The sequence below is a fragment of the Sorangium sp. So ce590 genome, assembly GCF_051521365.1.
In the GTDB taxonomy this organism is placed as follows: domain Bacteria; phylum Myxococcota_A; class Polyangia; order Polyangiales; family Polyangiaceae; genus Sorangium.
Genome location: NZ_CP150346.1, coordinates 1,001,044 through 1,019,328, shown reverse-complemented (window position 1 = coordinate 1,019,328; position 18,285 = coordinate 1,001,044). Strand labels below are relative to the sequence as shown.

The window sequence follows — 18,285 nt, the reverse complement described above, 5'->3', positions numbered from 1 at the left end:
CAGCGATTGCAGCGTTCGTTTCGGTCATTGGAGAGCGTGAAGGAATCGCCCTCCACCGATGTCGCCGTGCTGTCGGCGCCGGGCAGGTGGAACTCCGTTCCTCCGCTCCTCCGCTCCTCCGCTCCTCCGCTCCTCCGCTCCTCCGTTCCTCCGTTCCTCCGTTCTCGTCCGTTCTCGAGGACGACATTCTCGCGATCTGCTCTGTCGACCTCGCTGCCGGGCGCCAGGCGCGCGCGGGCGCGTGCGTCCGACGCGCGTCCGAGACGAGCGGGGCTAGCTGCGCAGCGCGGCGGTCGCCTGAGGTCGCAGCGCGGGGCGCGGCCGCTTGGCGATCTCTGCTTTGCGGGGCTGGGAGGGCCTGGCGTCGGCGCTCCAGGGCTGGAAGCGCTCGTCTTTCCACATCACGAGGCCGCCCGACAGGGGCGCCTCGGGGCGCGCGCCCTCGTCGGAGCGCAGCCATACGAGCGGGCGCGCCTCGAAGACGGGCTTCGTGCACGCGATGTCCTCGAACGCCGCGGACCAGGACCCGGTGTTCCCGAAGAACACCCCGTCTTCCCAGCTGCCCTCCGGGTTGTGGGTGTGCCCGAAGATCACGGCCTTCGCGCGGTGCGCCCTGGCCACGCGCCGCGCCGCCTGGTTCACGCCCTGCCAGACCGCATCGAGCGTGGGCTTCGGGATAGCGCGCTCATAGGCGACGAGGAGCGTCGGGGCGAGCAGGACCGCCGGCGCGAGCCCTGCCGGCATCCAGCACAGGCACGCGAGCGTCGCGACGAGCCCGACGAGCACGAGCCCGAGCCGATCGAGCCAGAGCTCGCGGGCCACCCGGCCGAGGCAGTCCTCGGCGGGCCGGGCGAACAGCCGCGCGTGCTTCACCACCGCGGGGAACGGCGCGCCCGTCTCGCGGGCGGCGGCCCCGAGGTCCGCTCGCCGGAGCGCGCGGCGGCACGGGTCGCGCCGGCGCACGAGCTCGATCATCGTGCGCAGCGCGCCCACGGCGAACGCGAGCACGAGGGACCGGCCCGTGAACAGGTAGTACCGCGCCCAGTGGGCGAGGTACCCGAGGCCGGAGAGCATGAACGAGGAGTCGACGTGCGGGTTGAAGTACCCCATGCGCGACACGAGCAGGCGGCTCACGAGCGAGCCCATGGTCGGCTGGATCTCCCCCGGCTTGCGGCCGAACGGCGCCATCGGGTAGCGGTAACAGCAGTACGAGTCGTACTGATTGCCGTGCTCGACGATCACGCCGTCCCGGGTGCGGTGGAACCAGGCGCGGAAGAGCACCCGCTCCGCGAGCGCCGCGCGGAGCGCCAGGGCCGCGCTCGCCGGGGGGGCGCCGTCGCGGGCGGAGAGCGCGTGGAGGGCGGCCTCGACGAGGCGCCGCTTCACCGCGTCGCGCACCTCGGGGAGCGTGAGCTGGATGTCGTGGTTGCCTGCCACGAACACCACCGTGTGCCCGTCCGCGACGACCCGACCGACGGCCGCGACGAACACCGGGTGATCGCGCAGGATGGCCTCCATCGCCGGCACCGCGTGCTCGGCGGTGCGCGGCAGGTCGTGGACCACGCTCTCGTTGTCGAGCACGCGAGGCGCATCCAGGTCGAAGATGTCGCCGTTCAGGACCAGCGTGAGCTCGTCCGGCGGCGCGTTGAGCCCGTTGAGCCCGCCAGGGCCGCCCGCGCCCCTCCGTATCTCTCCTCGGAGGGCGTCGAGCATCGCCGCGATCTCCCCGTCCGGGGAGTACGGCGCCTGCCGGTAGCGCATCCAGAGGCCGGCCGTCGGCTCGAGCTCACATAGATGGATGTCTGAGATAGCCACCGTGTGATGCATCGGCGGAGAAACTGACATATCCACGTTTCCACGCCAGCCACGGGACCGTCAAGACTTGGTGTCACAGGACCACGGGGGCGCCCTGCTTCAGTTCGCCCGGAGCGTGATTCCATGGCCAGAGAGCGCTCAGCACACCTGTTCGCCACCGTGCATTCCTGTGAATGTCGCGAGCTCGCCACAAGCGCTGTCGGGCGCCGGCGCACAGAGTGCATCGAGTTCCTCCTTCAGAGATTCTCATCAGGCGAGCGGACCCCATCGGGTCGGGGGCCAATCGAGCCGGCACCCACGCTGTTGGGGTCGCACCCGGGAGGGGCGGATCCGGGGCGCCCGGCGGGCGGCCCCGGCCGGGGGCGGGGCAGGCGGGTCGCTGGCGAGCCGTTTCGCCGGGGGTGGGCGCGGGCTCGCTGCGCCGGCCTCTGGTACGGTGCACACTGGCGGGGCAAGGTGGACGCTCGCCAGCCTGGCTGGATAGACGGACGGCCGAGGTCGCGGGGGTCCCGCGCGTGGACGTGGAGAGGTGATCATGTCGACCCATTTCATCGGCGGCAGCTGGGTGTCCGGCACGGGGGAGCCGTTCGCGAGCCGGAACCCCGTGACGCAGGCGCTCGTCTTCGAGGGGTGCGCCGCGGCGGAGGGACAGGTGGACGCGGCCGTGAGGGCGGCGCGCGGCGCGTTCAGGGCGTGGCGCGACGGCGGCGTCGAGGAGCGGGCGGCGCGGGTGAAGCGGTTCGCCGGGCTGCTGGGCGAGCACAAGGCCCGGCTGGCCGACGCGATCGGGTTCGAGACAGGCAAGCCGCGGTGGGAGGCGCTCACCGAGGTCCAGACGATGATCGGCAAGGTCGACGTGTCGCTCATGGCCTTCCGGGAGCGGACGGGCGAGCGGCACGCCGAGGCGGGCGACGCGACGGCGGTGGTGCGGCACCGGCCGCACGGGGTGGTCGCGGTGTTCGGGCCCTACAACTTCCCGGGCCACCTGCCGAACGGCCACATCGTGCCGGCCCTGATCGCGGGCAACTGCGTGATCTACAAGCCCTCGGAGCTCGCGCCGAAGGTCGCGGAGGCGATCGTGCGGCTGTGGCAGGAGGCGGGCGTCCCGGCCGGGGTGCTCAACCTGGTTCAGGGGGGGAAGAGCACCGGCGTCGCGCTCGCGGGTCATCCTGGGATCGACGGTCTGTTCTTCACCGGGAGCTCCGGCACGGGCAGCGCCCTGCACCGGCAGCTGGCGGGCCAGCCGGAGAAGATCCTCGCCCTGGAGATGGGGGGCAACAACCCGCTGATCGTGCAGGACGTGGCCAACACCGAGGCGGCGATTCACCATATCCTGCAGTCGTCCTTCATCTCGGCGGGCCAGCGGTGCACGTGCGCGCGGCGGCTGCTCGTGCCGTCGACGCCGGAGGGCGACGCGCTGGTGGAGCGCCTTGTCGACGCGGCGGGCCGGCTCAAGGTGGGCAGGTACGATGACGCCGAGCAGCCCTTCATGGGCGCTGTGATCTCGCTCGCGGCCGCGGATCAGCTGCTCGGGGCGCAGGCGCGGCTGCTCTCGCTCGGGGGCGAGGCGCTGCTGGAGATGCGCCGGATCGAGGAGGGGACAGCGCTGCTCTCGCCCGGCATCATCGACGTGACGGCGGTCGAGGAGCTCCCGGACGAGGAGCTCTTCGGGCCGCTCTTGCAGGTGCAGCGCTACGCGACCTTCGATGAGGCGATCTCGCTGGCGAACCGCACGCGTTATGGGCTCGCCGCGGGGTTGTTCTCGGATCGCAAGGAGCTTTACCAGCAGTTCTGGCGGGAGGCCCGGGCGGGGATCGTCAACTGGAACAAGCCGCTGACGGGGGCGTCGAGCGCGGCGCCGTTCGGCGGTATCGGCAGCAGCGGGAACCACCGGCCGAGCGCGTATTACGCGGCGGACTACTGCGCGTATCCGGTCGCGGGGCTGGAGGCGGCGAGCGTGGCGCTGCCTCCGCAGCTGGCGCCGGGGATGCGGGGCAACTGACGAGAGGGCAACGGGCGCCGGCGGGTCGAGGCGCTCTGCGATGGCTGAAGAGCGTCAGGAAGCGGAGCTCTGCGCGGCCAGCTCGACGGGAATGGCGGTGAGGCCGCGCACGCCGGGGGTCTGGCGCCAGGTCAGCGGGGCGGAGGAGAGCTGGGCGTCCGGGAAACGGCGCAGGAACGTGACGATCGCGGCCTGGACCTCCAGCCGGGCCAGCGCGGCGCCGGCACAGTAATGGACGCCAAGACCGAAGGAGATGTGACGGATGTCCGTGCGGCGGAAATCCAGCCGGTCAGGATCGGGGAACTGCGCGGGATCGCGGTTCGCCGCGCCGAGCACCAGAAACGCGCGATCCCCCTTCGGGATGCGCACGCCGTCGAGCTCGATGTCCTCGAGCGCGACGCGGCTCATCCACTGCACCGGAGAGTCGTAACGGAGCAGCTCCTCCGTCGCGGGGCCGATCAGGGCGGGAGACGCGCGGAGCGCCTCGCGCTCGGACGGGTTGCGGAGGAGCGCGAGCAGACCGTTGCCGATCAGGTTCTTCGTCGTCTCGTGGCCGCCGAAGAGCAACATGCAGCACGTCGAGAGCAGCTCCTGCTCGCCGAGGATCATGCCCTGCTCCTCCGCCACCAGGAGCTGGCTGAGCAGATCGCTCCCGGGGCTCTGCCGCCGGACCGCGATCACGCCGCGGAAATAGTCCTCCAGCTCGGCCACGGCGGCCAGCGCGTTCCCCGCGATCTCGAGCGTCGGCCGGCCCGAGCCAAGGAAACCCCCGAGCGCGTTGGACCAGCCCTTCAGCCGGTGCCGATCCTCGGCGGGCACGCCGAGCACCTCGCCGATCACGAGCAGCGGCAGGAGGTCGCCGAGGTCGCGGAGGACGTCCATCCGCCCTGTCGGCGCGACAGCGTCGAGCAGCTCGGTGACCAGCGCCTCCACCCGGGAGCGCAGCCCCTCGACGAGCCGCGGGACGAACGCCTTGTTGATGAGCGAGCGGATGCGCGTGTGCTCCGGCGGGTCGAGCAGCAAGGCCCACGACGCCAGGTTGCGGCGCAAGGGCTCGAGCCGCTGCCGCACGTCCTCGGGCAGCTTGGTCACGAAGGCGCTGGAGCGCTTCGCCGATAGCCGCGGATCGCGGAAGCCCGCCGCGACCTGGTCGTAGCGGGTGATGAGCCAGCCGTTGTAGGCCGCGCTGAAGTACACGGGCGCTTCCTCGCGCAGCCGTGCGTACACGGGGTACGGGTTGGCGAGGGTCTCCGGCGATTGAAGGCGAAACGGGTCGAGATCAGCGTCCGCCGCTGGAGTGGCCGCGGGCGTCGCGTCGGGCTTCGGTGCGTCCGGCGAGTTCATCGGCCCAGGGTACGCCGGTCGCGTCCGCTTGGGAACCGGCGCGGCCCACGCCCGCGCGGGGAGCGGCGCGGCCCACAGCCGCCGGCGCCCGCAATCGGCCGGCGCGCCGCGGGCGACGAAGCCGGGCCCGTCCGCGCGGCGCTAGGCCCAGAGCTTGATGCCGCCGAGCAGGCCGGCGACGTTGTCGACGACGACGGCGTTCTCTGGCAACCGCGAGACATCGAGCAGGCGCGCGTTGCCGCCGCCGAGGTAGAGCTTGCGGTAGTTGAAGATCGGCTCGAGCTGCGCGATCATCTGGCGCACGCGCTTGTTCCAGCGCTTCGGGCCGATGCGCTTGCACTCGGCGTCGAACACGCGGTCCTCGTACTTCAGGTCGCGCTTTCCGTAAGGGTGGTGCCCGAGCTCGAGGTTCGGCACGTAGTGGCCGTCGATGTACAGGGCGCAGCCGAGCCCCGTGCCGAAGGTGAGCACCATCTCGAGCCCCCTGCCCTCGATGACGGCGAGCCCCTGGATGCCCGCGTCGTTGGCGACGCGCACAGGCCTCCCGAGGCGGCGCTCGACGGCCTCGGCGAGCGGGTAACCTCTCCACTTCTCGTTGTCGAGGTGCGGCGCCGTCATGGTCACGTTGTCCATCACGACGCCGGGGAAGCCGATCGAGACGCGATCGAACTCCCCCTGCGCGCGAGCGACGTCCGCGATGACGTCGAGGATGGGGTCCGGCGAGGCCGGCTGCGGCGTCGCCACGCGCACGGGATCCGTCATCGGAGTCCCCTGCTCGTCGAGGATGGTGGCCTTGATCCCCGTTCCGCCGATATCGATGCAAAGCGTGCGCATGGATCCCTCTGTCTCCTCCCGGAGCTCGTCCTCCGGGGCTGCCGCGGGCACGTCGGCGCGCCCGCGATCGCGGCGGACATCATCTAGAGCTCTGGCTGCGTGTCAACAGCAGCCTCGACGGCGCGCGCCCGAGCGGCCCACGGCGCCTCCCGCGGCCCCGGCCGGCGCGCTCCTGCGCCGCCGCGGCGGCTCCGGAGCGCACCCGGAGGCGCCGCGGCCCCGGCCCGCCGCGTCGAGGGCGGCGCTCACCCCACGCGGGTGTCCCCTCTTACGGCGAACCGCAGCTGTCGCAGGCGACGCTCTGCGGCGGCTCGCCGTTCACGAGCGCGTCGAGCCACCGCACGAGCCGCGTTCCGCCCGACGCGACGGAGTAAAACTCCGGCCGCCAGAGGATGCAATGAGCGCTGCCGGGGGCGAGGAACGAGCGGAAGCTCGGCGTCGACGCCTCGATATGGGCGATGGAAGCCCTCATGGCGTCCGACCACGCCTCCGCGCCGCCGCCGCCCATCGCATTGAAGAAGAAGATCTGATCGTCGTCCTGGACCGTGTTGTACTGCGACAGGCGCATGTCGGGGTAATGCGCGCCGAGCTTCTCGTAGAGCACGAACAGCTTCGCGAGCTCGGCCGGGTCGAAGCCGGGTATCCAGGTCGGGTAGACGCCCTCGGGCTTCCAGGAGGGGAGGCTGTCCTCGAAGAAGGCCTCGGTGATGATCCCCGCGCCGCTGTCGGCGAACTGGACCACGGACGCGTCCTTGTAGTGCTCCCGCAGGTGCGCGGACCACATGATCGACCCATACGCGCCCGCGCTGCACCCCGTCACGAAGATCTTCTCGGGGGCGGGGACGTTCGCGTAGACCCAGTCGAGCGCGGCGCGGACATTGACGGCGCCCTTGTGCCGGACGGTGACGGCGCTGCTCCCCTCTCCGTACGTGGCCACGTTGTCGCCCCAGTGGATATCCCCGGTGCAGTAGGGAATATAGACATGGTGCCAGTCCTTGAACGGGTTGTCCGGGTTCTCATGATCGTAGATCCCGGTCGTCATGGGATCCTCGCTGACCGTCTCCTGGAAGAGTTCTACTCCAGGGGCGCAGGTGGCGGCGCTCCAGCACGCGCCGCCGCCGCGGAACTCGACGACGAGGCGATTCACGGTGCCCGGGCGTACGAGGTACTTGAACGGAGCGCCGCGCGCGCACGTCGTCTCGCCGCCCGGCTCGAGGGTGTTCCAGCCGGACGGCAAGCTCAGGATTCCAGCCCGTAGCGGGCTGGTCGGGCCTTCGTCCTTGGCGGACGGGCCGCCACAGCTGGCGACGGCGAGCAGACACAGCGGGAGGTGGAACGGAAGGAACGCGGGGGCCTTGAGTCGCATGACAGGCGAAAGGATAGCATTCCGCGACTTGCGGGCCTGTCCGCCGGAAACGTCCGTGGGGGAGGATGCTGCGCGCTAGGGCGCCGGGGCTTGCTCTGCCCAGAGCTGCGCCGCAGCCGCGCTGACCACGCGGCGAATCGAGCCCTCGTCGAGGCGCGCACTGTCGCGCGGCGCGAGGACGGCGCAGATGGCGAGCGCGACGAGGTAGAGGGCGCCGAGGAGGCCGATCCAGCGCAGACCGGACGCGCCCAGCCGGGAGATGATCTCGATGGGCACGATCTGCGCGCGGATCTGGACCGCGCCGATCACGAGCACGGCGCGGTCTCCTTCCTGGAGCTCGATGTCGGCGGGGCCTGTCAGCAGGCGACCGAGCCCGTCGGCGCCGTGGACGCGCGCCCGCGTTCGCCGCGGTACGTACAGCACATAGCGCGCCCCGGTCACCTCCGCGATGACGGGGGCCGCTCTATCCAGCTCTCCTGACGGCACGCGCGCGATGGACGCGGGCGTATCGCCGATGTGCGCCCGCCCCTCGGCGAGCAGGTGGCGGACGCCGATCACGTCCTTGCCTCGGACGGCCACGAGCTCCAGCGCGCGCCGCGCGGAGGTGCTCGCCGCAGGCGGCCGTGACTTCCGGTCGCTGACGGGTTCGGCCCTCGATGCCTCATTAGGCCATTTCGCCATACTCTACAGCCCCCTTCGTCGCCCACGGGCAGGGGTCGACTCTGCATGTCCAGTGGAGACCTGCCCTCGGCGGAGCCGCCCCGCGCGCTCCCACATCACTCCCCTTCCCCGGCTCCTCTGGCATGGATCGTTCCGCGACCAAGCGCGCAGGGACGTGGCGCCCCGGCGGCCCGTGCCGGCGCGCGGGCCACTGGAGGGGCGCCCTTCGCCCGGACGCGGCGGCTCGATGGGGGACGCCTGACCACGGGGCGGCCCCACCGCTCCGGGCACGGCGGCGCGTGCGACGCGGCGCGCCGTCTCGCGGGTGGTCGTCGATGAGGGAGAAGGAGGGAGAAGACGACGGAGACGCCGGCAGCGCCGGTGGCGGCCAGGTGGGGGCGACCGTCGTCGCTGACGGACCGGAGCGCGGGCTCGACCTCGACGTCCGGACCGACGGGCGTGAGCTGGCCGCGCGGCGCGCCGATCGCGGCGCGCGCTCAGGATGCCATGACCTGCCAGGCGGGGCGGTGCGTCGGCAGCGACCCGTTCCTGTGCCCCCAGCCCGATCCGAGCACCTGCAGGCTCGCGGTCTGCGAGGCGCCGAACGGCGCCTGCGTCGAGGGCAGCAAGCCGAGAGTTCTCCGTGCCCCGGCGGGGTCTGCATCGCCGGCGGCTGCCTGCTCGACGATGCCGCCGGCAGCGCCGCGAGGGATGCCGGCCACGGCCCGCTCTGGCTCCTCCTGGGGCTGTTCCTCGCGCGGCTGCCTATTTCGTGGCGCCCTTCCCGCGCTGGTGTAGATCGCCGCCCGTGAGGAAACGCCCCCTCGGCAAGACAACCCTGCAGGTCTCGGAGCTCGCCCTGGGCACCTGGGGCCTCTCCAGCGACGGCTACGGCCCGGTCTCCCAGGTCGAGGTCGATCGCGTCATCGACCGCGCGATCGCCGTCGGCATCGACCTCTTCGACACCGCCGACGTCTACGGCCGCGGCGACATGGAGCGCCTCCTCGGCAAGCGGCTCCAGGGCGCCGGCACGACGTTCGTTGTCACGAAGATCGGCACCGATCTCGACGGCCTCCCGCCGACGAAGCGCTTCGACCCGGCCTACCTCCGCACCGCGTTCGAGCGGTCCCAGGAGCGGCTCGCCCGCGACGTCGTCGACGTCGTCCTGCTCCACAACCCCACCGTGGCCGCGATGCGCGACAAGGAGCCCCTCGCCTTCCTGAAGGAGCTCAAGCAGGCCGGGAAGATCCGCGCCTTCGGCGTGAGCGCCGGCTCTGCGGACGTCGCCCGCTCCGCGCTGCGCGACGAGGCCGACGTCATCGAGATCGCCTACAACGCCTTCCTCCCCGGCGACCTCCACGAGGTCGCCGGCGACGTCTCCGAGAGCGGCGCCGGCGTCCTCGCCCGCTCGGTGCTCGCGCACGGGCTGCTCGCCGGCCAGTGGAGCGCCGATCGCGAGTTCTACGCCGACGATCACCGCGTCAATCGGTGGACCCGCGACGAGTTCAGGACCCGCCTCCGCCAGCTCGACGCGCTCCGGCCGCTTGTCTCGGGCGCCGTCGTCTCGCTCCGCTCGGCGGCGCTCCGCTTCGTCCTCTCGAACAACCTCGTCTCGTCGGCGGTGCTCGGCCCCCGCTCGGTCGCCCAGCTCGACCAGCTCGTCCGCGAGGCCGGCATGCCACCCTACCTCCGCGGCACGGCGCTCATGGAGCTCGCCGAGCGCCTCAAGCAGGCGGGGATCGAGGGGGGAGCAGGATGAGCCAGAGCGACAGGGAGCTCGACGAGATCGTCCGCATCGCGCGCGCGGCGGCGGCGATCGTGATGGACGTGTACGCGACGCCGTTCATCGTGGAGATGAAGGGCCCGGGCGATCCGGTGACGCGCGCCGATCGCGAGGCGAACGCGCTCATCTGCGGCGCGCTCGAGGCCGCGTTCCCCGGCGAGGCGATCCTCGCCGAGGAGAGCGTCCCGGCCGCCGAGGAGCTCGCCGCGCGCTTCGGGCGGGAGCGGGTGTTCTTCGTCGACCCGCTCGACGGCACGCGCGAGTTCGCGGACAGGAACGGCGAGTTCGCCGTCATGATCGGGCTCGCGGTCTCCGGCCGCGCGGCGCTCGGCGTCGTGGTGATGCCCACGACCGGCGAGGCGCTGGCCGGCCGCGCCGGCGACGGCGGGGGCTTCGCCTTCCTGGAGGCGAGGGACGGCAGCCGCCGCCCGCTCCAGGTCTCGCCGGTGGCCTCGCCGGCCGACGCCACGCTCATCGTCTCGCGGTCGCACCGGCCGAAGGAGATCGAGCCGCTCCTCTCGCGGCTCGGCATCTCGAAGGTCGTCCCGTGCGGCTCGGTCGGCGTGAAGATCGCCCGGATCGCGACGGGCGAGGTCGACCTCTACGTGCATGGCGGCGGCGGCGCCAAGCTCTGGGACAGCTGCGCGCCCGAGGCCGTCCTCCGCGGCGCCGGCGGCCGCTTCACCGACCTCACCGGCGCGCCCATCGACTACACCGGCCCCGGGCTCAAGCTCGCGCGCGGCATCATCGCCTCGAACGGCGCCCTCCAGGACGCCGTCGTCGACGCGGCGAGGGCGGAGCTCGGCTGAGGCGCCATGCGGGCGCAGGCGGAGATCGTCATCGTCGGCGCGGGGATCATGGGCCTCGCGATCGCCTACAACCTCGCGCGGCACCACGGCATCACGGACGTCGTCGTCGTCGACCGGAGCTACCTCTGCGGCGGCGCCAGCGGCCGCAACGGCGGCGGGGTCCGGGCGCAGTTCTCGAGCGAGGGGAACATCCGGCTCATGCAGGAGAGCATCCGCATCTGCCGGGATTTCGCCCGCGAGATGAAGATCAACATCTGGTTCCGGCAGGGCGGCTACCTCTTCCTCGTGCGCAGCGAGGCCGGCCGCCGGACGCTCGAGAAGAGCGTCGCCGTGCAGAACGCGTGCGGCCTCGGGACGCGGATGCTCACCGCCAACGAGGCGCGCGCGATCGTGCCGGAGCTCTCGACCGAGGGCGTCGTCGCGGCGAGCTACAACCCCGACGACGGCGTCGTCTTCCCCTGGCCGTTCGTCTGGGGCTACGCCGAGCGCGCCCGGAAGCTCGGCGTCGACATCGCCACCTTCACGAACGTCCTCGGTTTCCGCACGCAGGGCGCGCGGATCGACGCCGTGGTCACCGACCGCGGCGAGATCCGGACGCACCGGGTTGTCAACGCCGCCGGCGCGTGGAGCCCGGAGATCGCGCGCCTGCTCGGGGTGGAGCTGCCGAACCACCCGCACCGCCACGAGATCTGCTCGACCGAGCCGCTCAAGCCCTGGCTCGGCCCGCTCGTCGCCGACCTCTCGAACGGCCTCTATTTTTCCCAGTCGATGCGCGGCGAGATCGTCGGCGGCATCTCCAACGAGGACGTCCCCGAGGGCCTCGACATGGGGTCGAGCCACAAGTTCCTCGCGCTGTATGCGCGGGCGCTCGTCACGGCGTGCCCCGTCCTCGGCAGCGTGAAGGTGCTGCGGCAGTGGGCCGGCTGTTACGACCTCACCCCCGATCAGAACCCCATCGTGGGCGGGGTCGACGAGGTGGAGCACTTCTATCAGGCCTCCGGGTTCATGGGTCACGGCTTCATGATCGCGCCGGTCATGGGCAAGCTCATCGCCCAGCACATCGCCGAGGGCACCGCCCTCCCCCTGTTCGATCGCTGGAACCTCCGCCGCTTCAAGGAAGGCCGGCTCCTCAGCGAGGCGATGATCATCGGCTGAGCCTCGCGCGGGGAGGCCGAGGACGCCGCCCGCGCCCTTTCGCCCGCCCTCCCCGCCCCGCGCTTCGCCTAGACTCGCCCCCCTTCCCCATGGGTCACCTCGTCCTCGTCACCGGATCCTCGAGCGGCATCGGCCTCGCCACCGCGGTCGCGTGCGCGGCCGCGGGCCATCGGGTCATCGCCACGATGCGCCGCCCCGAGAAGGCCGGCGCCCTCCTCGCCGCGGCCGCCGCGCGGGGCGCCTCGCTCGAGGTCGAGCCGCTCGACGTCGCTTCGCCGAGCGCCCCCGACCGGGTCCGCGAGATCCTCCGGAAGCACGGCCCCGTCTACGCCCTCGTCAACAACGCCGGCATCGCGGTCGGCGGCGCCTTCGAGGAGCAGGCGGACGACGACGTCCGCACGCAGTTCGAGACAAACGTCTTCGGCCTCATGGCCACGACGCGCGCCGTCCTCCCGGCGATGCGCGGCGCCGGGCGCGGCCGCGTCATCAACGTCTCGAGCGTCTCCGGGCTCGTCGGCCTCCCCGGCGTGAGCATCTACGCGGCCACGAAGCACGCCGTCGAGGGCTTCAGCGAGGCGCTGCGCTGGGAGGTCGCCCCGTTCGGCGTCCACGTCTGCCTCGTCGAGCCCGGCACCTTCAAGACCGAAATTTTCTACGAGAACCAGCGTCGCGGCGCCCACATCTCGCCCGAAGGCCCCTACGCGGCCATGACCAGGACGATCGAGCAGCTCGTCCTCCAGGACGCCGCCAAGGCCCCGCCGCCCGCCCCGGTCGCGGCGGCGATCCTCCGCCTCATCGAGGCCCCCTCGCCGCCGTTCCGGACCCTCATCGGCCGGGACGCACGGGCGCTCGTCGCGCTGCGCCGTGTCATCCCCGACCGGCTGTTCGCGACGGCGATCCGCCGGCTGGTGTCCGCGCCGCGCTCGCGTTGACACGATCTCTGGCCCCGAATAGTTTCGGCACCGCCGTTTCCATGGCGGAGCGGCGCCACGTCGTGGCCGAAGGGGGGCTGCGCCCCCTGCCGCGCGCTGTTTTTGTCCGCTTTCGTCCCCTCAGGCTAACGAAGGCTAGCCGCTGACCCCCTCTCCTGCAGCGCGCGCCGCGCGACGGCGAGGTCAGGCCGGCAGCATCACCGAGGTCCCGGAGGAAACACCATGTCCCGCTCAGCACGCAGCATCCTGCCGCTCCTTCGCTCGCTCCTCCTGGGGGCCGCCACCGCGTCGTCGATGGCGCTCTCCGTAGGGATCGTCGCCGGTTGCGCAGACGAGAACGACCCCGAGACGCACGTCAAGCGACTCGACGACCCCGCGACGGTTACCCCCTCGGTCAACCGGCTCGTCCAGTTCTTCGAAGACGCGATGACGCGCGACAACAAGGACCGGAGCGGCCCGACCGTGAAGCCGCTGCTCGACAAGATCATCGAGCCGATGACGCAGCGATGCGTGGCCGGCGACCTCGACGAGCGCACGAACTCGAAGCTCATCAAGTTCATCTCCGACACGCGCGACCCGCGCGGCGACGCCTGCCTCATCAAGGCGCTCAAGGACTACAAGCCCGAGTCGACCGAGGAGGACGTCCGCTGGGCCGTGCGCGGCCTCGGGGCGATGAAGTCGGAGAAGGCCGCCGAGCCGCTCATGGCCGTCTTCACGAAGCTCCAGCACGGCAAGGCGAAGGGCTCCAGCATCTCGCGCGACGTGCACGACGCGATGATCGATATCAACAGCAAGTCGTGGGAGGACGGGCTCATCACGATGCTCGGGCGTCCGATCAACGATCCCAAGGACGTCGCCACGATGCGGAACGAGCTGTTCTGGCAGATCACCGCGGCGGAGCTGCTCGGCTGGCAGCGCAGCGAGAAGGCGGTGGTGCCGCTGCTCAAGATCGTGCTGTCGCCGCTCAAGGCGGACGCCGCCACGACCGCGATCCTCGCGCTCACGAAGATCGGCAAGCCCGCGATCCAGCCGGCGATCGCGCTGCTCCAGGGCGAGCAGAAGGAGCTCATCGAGTACTCGAAGATCGAGAACCTGAAGGGCGCCGGCGACAAGGCGAGCGCGGAGCAGAAGAAGGCGGCGGAGACCGCCCACGTGGCGGCGGCCGCGCTCGTCCTGGCGACGATCGGCCGGCAGGAGTCGGTGCAGCCGCTGCTCGCCGTGCTCGCGAAGGCCGAGGACGTGCCGCGCGCCATCATCGCGCGCGAGCTCACCAAGGTGCCCAGGACGCCGGAGACCCTCGCCGCCTTCCAGGCGGCCTACGAGAAGACGCCCGCGGGCCTCGAGATGCCGCCGGCCGGCCTCAACGCGCGGGTCATGCTCGCCGAGGCGGCGAGCAACTTCTTCGACGCGAGCCTCGTGCCGTGGATCGTGAAGACCGGGCTCGAGGCGCGCGGCGAGGAGGACGACGTCGCGCAGATCCGCGACGTGTCGCTGCAGACGGCGCTCAAGCTGATGAAGCCCGACCAGGTCGCCGACGTCGATCGGCTCGCGAACACCCGCACGAGCGGCGGCGGCACGGTCGGCAAGTCGATGGAGAAGGAGATCAAGCTCGCGAAGGAGCTGCTCGGGGCCTGCGGCGCCAAGGTCGAGTGTTACATCGGGAAGCTCGGCGACCCGGCGGCGCAGACCAAGGAGACCCAGTTCACGGGGATCAAGGCCGCCTACATGACGGGCGTCCTCGGCTCCCCCGACGTCCGGCAGCAGATCATCGACGCGCTGCCGAAGGCCTCGAACGCGGCCGTGCGCTTCGTGTCGGTCTCGGTCATCGACGCGCTCTCGCCGAAGGGCGACGCCGACGTCGCGAGCAAGCTGCAGAAGATCGTCGACGAGGGCGAGGCCTCGAGGGATCCCGAGAAGATCTCCGGCAACGCGCCCTTCAAGACGGTCATCTACCGCCTGACCGCCCGCGCCCAGTAAGCCCGCAGCGCCACGCGCCCCGTCCCGCGGCCAGCTCCCGGGACGGGGCAAGCGCGCAGGCGCACAAGCGTAAGATCCAGAACTAATTTACACATTTTCTTTTCCCGGCGCCCTCCGGGGGCGATGTTTCGCCGGAGCGCCTGGATCCCGATTTTTCCTGGCGTCTCCTCCGTCTTGACGGTTTACTCCGGGCCCTCTCACGGGGCCTTCCTGGCTGAAAGAACCATGATCGTGCTCGAGGTAACCCAGGGTCTCGCTGCCGGGCGCGCCTTCGAGCTCCAGGGCGAGCTGATCACGCTCGGGCGCTCGCCGGACAACCGGGTCGTGCTCGACGATCGCCACATCTCCGGGGCGCACGCGCGCATCGTGAGCGGCGCCGACGGGGTGATCCTCGAGGACCTGCGCTCCACGAACGGGACGAGCGTGACGCGGCGGGGCGAGCGGCTGGAGCTCGGCCCCGGTCGCAGCGCGGTCGCCCTCCAGACGGGGGACGTCATCGAGCTCGGCTCGGGCGACGCGGTCACCCGGATGGTGGTGAAGATCCCGGAAGAGGCCGACGAGACGCGGGTCGTCTCGATCCGGCGCCTCGACGAGATCGAGCCTGCCGAGGCGAAGATCGAGCGCGATCCGAGCGCGCTCTCGGCCATGTACGCGGCGCAGAAGCGCATCGGCGCCGCGAACGATCTCGACCAGGTGCTCGCCGAGATCGCCGACGCGGTGCTCGCGCTGGTGCCGAGCGCGACGCACGTCACGGTGGTGCTCCGCGACGACGACCAGGAGGCGGGCGCGGCGCCGGCGGTGTTCGTCCCGGTGCTGACGCGCGTCCGCTCCGCGTCGGGCGGCGGGGCGCCGCCGGCGGGGCCGGTGCCGATCACGCGCAGCGTGTACCGGAAGGTGATCAAGGAGCGCGCGGCCGTGCTGGCCGCCGACGCGCCGATCGAGGTCGGGCAGACCGAGTCGCTGATGGGCGCCTCGATCCGCAGCACCCTGGCGGTGCCGCTCTGGAAGGGCGAGGAGATCATCGGCGTGCTCCAGGCCGACAACCGGAGCGCGCCCGGGATGCTGAACGCGGGCGATCTGGAGACGCTCCTCGTGCTGGCGGCGAACGCGTCGCTCGCGGTGGCGAACGCCCGGCTCATCAAGCGGCTCGTGCTCGCGGAGGAGCGGCTCCAGAAGGAGAACAGCTTCCTCAAGGGGCGCGAGGAGAAGCGCCGGGGCGGGGGCGGGAGCGCGGTCGACATCATCGGCACCAGCGACGCGATGCGCAAGGTCATCGGCCAGCTCGACAAGGTGGTCGACACGCGCGTCACGGTGCTGATCGAGGGCGAGACGGGCACGGGCAAGGAGCTCATCGCCGCCGCCGTGCACTACCGCTCCCGCCGCCGCGACAAGCTCTTCGTCGCGCAGAACTGCGCTGCGCTGGCCGAGAGCCTCCTGGAGAGCGAGCTCTTCGGCCACAAGAAGGGGTCGTTCACGGGCGCGACCGAGGAGAAGAAGGGCCTGTTCGAGATCGCCGACGGGGGCACGCTCTTCCTCGACGAGATCACCGAGACCCCGCTGTCGCTCCAGTCGAAGCTCCTCCGGGCGCTCCAGGAGGGCGAGATCCGCGCCGTGGGGGCGACGAGCCCGAAGCACGTCAACGTGCGCATCGTCGCGGCGACGAACCGGAACCTCGAGGACGAGGTGGCCAAGGGGCGATTCCGCGAGGATCTCTACTACCGGCTCAAGGTGTTCCCGATCCGCCTGCCGCCGCTGCGCGAGCGGCGCGACGACATCCAGCTGCTCGCGGCGCACTTCCTGGAGCGCTACGCGGACGAGATCGGCAAGCCGTGCGGCGGGTTCAGCCAGCAGACCCTGGAGCTCATGGTCGCGTACGACTGGCCGGGCAACGTCCGGGAGCTCCAGAACGAGGTGCAGCGGCTCGTCATCCAGCTGGAGCCGGGGGCGTTCGCGACGCCGGAGCTGCTGACGCCGCGGATCCGGCAGGTCGAGGGGCTCGTGGCGCGGGCGGGGACGCCCAAGGGGTCGCTCAAGGAGATGATGGACGCGGTCGAGAAGTTCTTCCTCCTGGAAGCGCTGCGCGGGCACAACAACAACAAGACCAACGCGGCGAAATCGCTCGGGATCACGCGAGAAGGGCTCCACAAGAAGCTCCGGCAGTACGGGATCTGACGGCGAGGGCGCCACGACGCGGGGGAGCCCTCGGGAGGCTGCTCCCGAGGGCCCGCCCCCTCCGCGCGGCGCAGCGACGAATCGCTCAATCGCTCTATCGCTCTGTCGCTCTATCGCTCTATCGCTCTATTGCTTCGGATTGGCGCGCATTCGCTTCGAGATCTGCTTCCAGCGCCGCTTTTCCTCGACCCTCGCGCGCACGTCCTGCTGCCGGGCGAGGTAGCGTCGCTCCGCCCCGAGCTTGAGGTACGCGCCCAGGCGCTCCGGGTCGAGCTCGCCGTCCTCGATGGCGCGGCGCACCGCGCACCCGGGCTCGCCGTCATGGGCGCAGTCCCGGAAGCGGCAGGTGGCGGCGCGGGCCTCGACGTCGTCGAAGCCTGCCGGACCCGCCCCATCCGAGGACCAGAGGCCGAGCTCCCGCACACCCGGCGTGTCGATGAGGAGGCCGCCGCCCGGGATCAGGAACAGCTCCCGGTGGGCGGTCGTGTGGCGGCCGCGCTCGTCCGACGCCCGGATCTCCCCCTCGAGCTGGATCTCGGCGCCGAGCAGGCGATTGCTGAGCGCGGACTTCCCCACGCCGGACGAGCCGACCAGGGCGAGGGTCTCCCCTGCCCCGATCTCGGCGCGGAGCGCGTCGAGGCCGGCGCCGGACAGGGCGCTGACCAGCGCGACCGGCGCCGTGGGCGCGACCTCCCGCGCGGCGTCGACGAACCGCCCCGGATCGGGGCAGACATCTGCCTTGTTGAGCACGAGCACCGGGCGAGCGCCGCTGTCGAGGACGGCCTCGATGTACCGTTCCAGGCGGCGCAGGTTGAAGTCGGCGTTCAGCGACGTGACGATGAGCACCTTGTCGACGTTGGCCGCGAGCACCTGGGCCTCCACCGTGGGCCCCGCGGCCTTGCGGCGCAGGCACGTGCTCCGCGCGAACGTGTGCACGATGTACGCGGGCCCGGCGCCGTCGCCGGGCCTGAGCCCCACCCAGTCGCCGACGGTGGGGAGCGCCGCGCGGTCCGCGGCCTCGTGCGCGAGGCGCCCGCTGATGACCGCGAGGCGCGGGCCGTCCGCGGTCTGCACGTGGTGCCTCGAGGCGGAGGCGAGGATGACGCGCGCGGGCTGCACGGCGTCCTCCAGACAGGCGAGCTGGCTCGCGAAGAAGGGAGTCCATCCGAGCCCGATCAGATCGGGTCGCGGTTCGTTCTGAGAAGACGGATCAACGAGAGAATCGGAGTCGATTTGCATGACGGACGAGCGCTCCATGGCGTTCGGCCGCGCGGCGCTGGCTGCGGCGCGCGGCGATCGACGGACAGGGCGCGGCGGCGCGCGAGGACGCGCCCGCGCCGGCCATTCCACGCGCGGGGCCGCCGCGGTGCGGAGCTCGTCGACCGATCAGGACGTCACGCCGGAGGGCGCGCCCGGCCAGGGCGGACGCCCTGCGA

General features: G+C 71.7%; 14 protein-coding genes. 7 read left to right on the top strand and 7 right to left on the bottom strand.

Features of this window, described 5'->3' with window-relative positions:
* Positions 1 to 273: 273 nt before the first annotated feature.
* On the bottom strand, positions 274 to 1,815 hold the full coding sequence (locus WMF28_RS03850; RefSeq protein ID WP_437600682.1) for a hypothetical protein: 1,542 nt from the start codon (positions 1,813 to 1,815) through the stop codon (positions 274 to 276).
* Positions 1,816 to 2,350: 535 nt separating this feature from the next.
* Between WMF28_RS03850 and astD the strand changes: the two genes are divergently transcribed.
* Positions 2,351 to 3,817 (top strand): succinylglutamate-semialdehyde dehydrogenase, encoded by a 1,467-nt coding sequence (gene astD / locus WMF28_RS03845; protein ID WP_437600681.1) that lies wholly within the window; start codon positions 2,351 to 2,353, stop codon positions 3,815 to 3,817.
* Between the two features lie 54 nt (positions 3,818 to 3,871).
* Here the strand turns inward: astD and WMF28_RS03840 are convergent, their stop codons facing one another.
* The 5 genes from WMF28_RS03840 to WMF28_RS03820 all read right to left on the bottom strand — a co-directional run bounded on the left by WMF28_RS03840 (position 3,872) and on the right by WMF28_RS03820 (position 8,743).
* A complete protein-coding gene (locus WMF28_RS03840; RefSeq protein ID WP_437600680.1) occupies positions 3,872 to 5,161 on the bottom strand; it encodes a cytochrome P450 in 1,290 nt (429 codons plus the stop codon).
* Between the two features lie 141 nt (positions 5,162 to 5,302).
* Positions 5,303 to 5,995, bottom strand: coding sequence for an ROK family protein (locus WMF28_RS03835; protein WP_437600679.1), 693 nt, complete (start codon positions 5,993 to 5,995; stop codon positions 5,303 to 5,305).
* A 268-nt stretch (positions 5,996 to 6,263) separates the two neighbouring features.
* Positions 6,264 to 7,361, bottom strand: coding sequence for a pectin acetylesterase-family hydrolase (locus WMF28_RS03830; RefSeq protein ID WP_437600678.1), 1,098 nt, complete (start codon positions 7,359 to 7,361; stop codon positions 6,264 to 6,266).
* Positions 7,362 to 7,436: 75 nt separating this feature from the next.
* The gene (locus tag WMF28_RS03825; RefSeq protein WP_437600677.1) at positions 7,437 to 7,940 is read right to left on the bottom strand and encodes a hypothetical protein; all 504 of its coding nucleotides are present in this window, start codon (positions 7,938 to 7,940) and stop codon (positions 7,437 to 7,439) included.
* A 578-nt stretch (positions 7,941 to 8,518) separates the two neighbouring features.
* Positions 8,519 to 8,743, bottom strand: coding sequence for a hypothetical protein (locus WMF28_RS03820; RefSeq protein WP_437600676.1), 225 nt, complete (start codon positions 8,741 to 8,743; stop codon positions 8,519 to 8,521).
* A gap of 86 nt (positions 8,744 to 8,829) precedes the next feature.
* On the opposite strand from WMF28_RS03820, the gene WMF28_RS03815 reads away from it, so the two are divergent.
* From WMF28_RS03815 to WMF28_RS03790, 6 genes are all read left to right on the top strand, one after another.
* Positions 8,830 to 9,780: an aldo/keto reductase gene (locus WMF28_RS03815; protein ID WP_437600675.1), complete on the top strand. Its 951-nt coding sequence runs from the start codon at positions 8,830 to 8,832 to the stop codon at positions 9,778 to 9,780.
* Entirely contained in the window at positions 9,777 to 10,613 is an 837-nt protein-coding gene (locus WMF28_RS03810) for a 3'(2'),5'-bisphosphate nucleotidase CysQ family protein (protein WP_437600674.1), read from the top strand. The genes WMF28_RS03815 and WMF28_RS03810 overlap by 4 nt, the downstream gene beginning before the upstream one ends.
* A 6-nt stretch (positions 10,614 to 10,619) precedes the next feature.
* Positions 10,620 to 11,768, top strand: a complete 1,149-nt coding sequence (locus WMF28_RS03805; RefSeq protein WP_437600673.1) for an NAD(P)/FAD-dependent oxidoreductase — start codon at positions 10,620 to 10,622, stop codon at positions 11,766 to 11,768.
* Positions 11,769 to 11,857: 89 nt separating this feature from the next.
* Entirely contained in the window at positions 11,858 to 12,700 is an 843-nt protein-coding gene (locus WMF28_RS03800; RefSeq protein ID WP_437600672.1) for an SDR family oxidoreductase, read from the top strand.
* 222 nt (positions 12,701 to 12,922) lie between these two features.
* Positions 12,923 to 14,677 (top strand): hypothetical protein, encoded by a 1,755-nt coding sequence (locus WMF28_RS03795; protein WP_437600671.1) that lies wholly within the window; start codon positions 12,923 to 12,925, stop codon positions 14,675 to 14,677.
* 225 nt (positions 14,678 to 14,902) lie between these two features.
* Positions 14,903 to 16,849, top strand: coding sequence for a sigma 54-interacting transcriptional regulator (locus tag WMF28_RS03790; protein WP_437600670.1), 1,947 nt, complete (start codon positions 14,903 to 14,905; stop codon positions 16,847 to 16,849).
* A gap of 126 nt (positions 16,850 to 16,975) precedes the next feature.
* Here WMF28_RS03790 and rsgA read toward each other — a convergent pair whose 3' ends face one another.
* Complete coding sequence (gene rsgA / locus WMF28_RS03785; RefSeq protein ID WP_437600669.1) at positions 16,976 to 18,088, bottom strand: ribosome small subunit-dependent GTPase A; 1,113 nt, start codon at positions 18,086 to 18,088, stop codon at positions 16,976 to 16,978.
* Positions 18,089 to 18,285 lie beyond the last annotated feature (197 nt).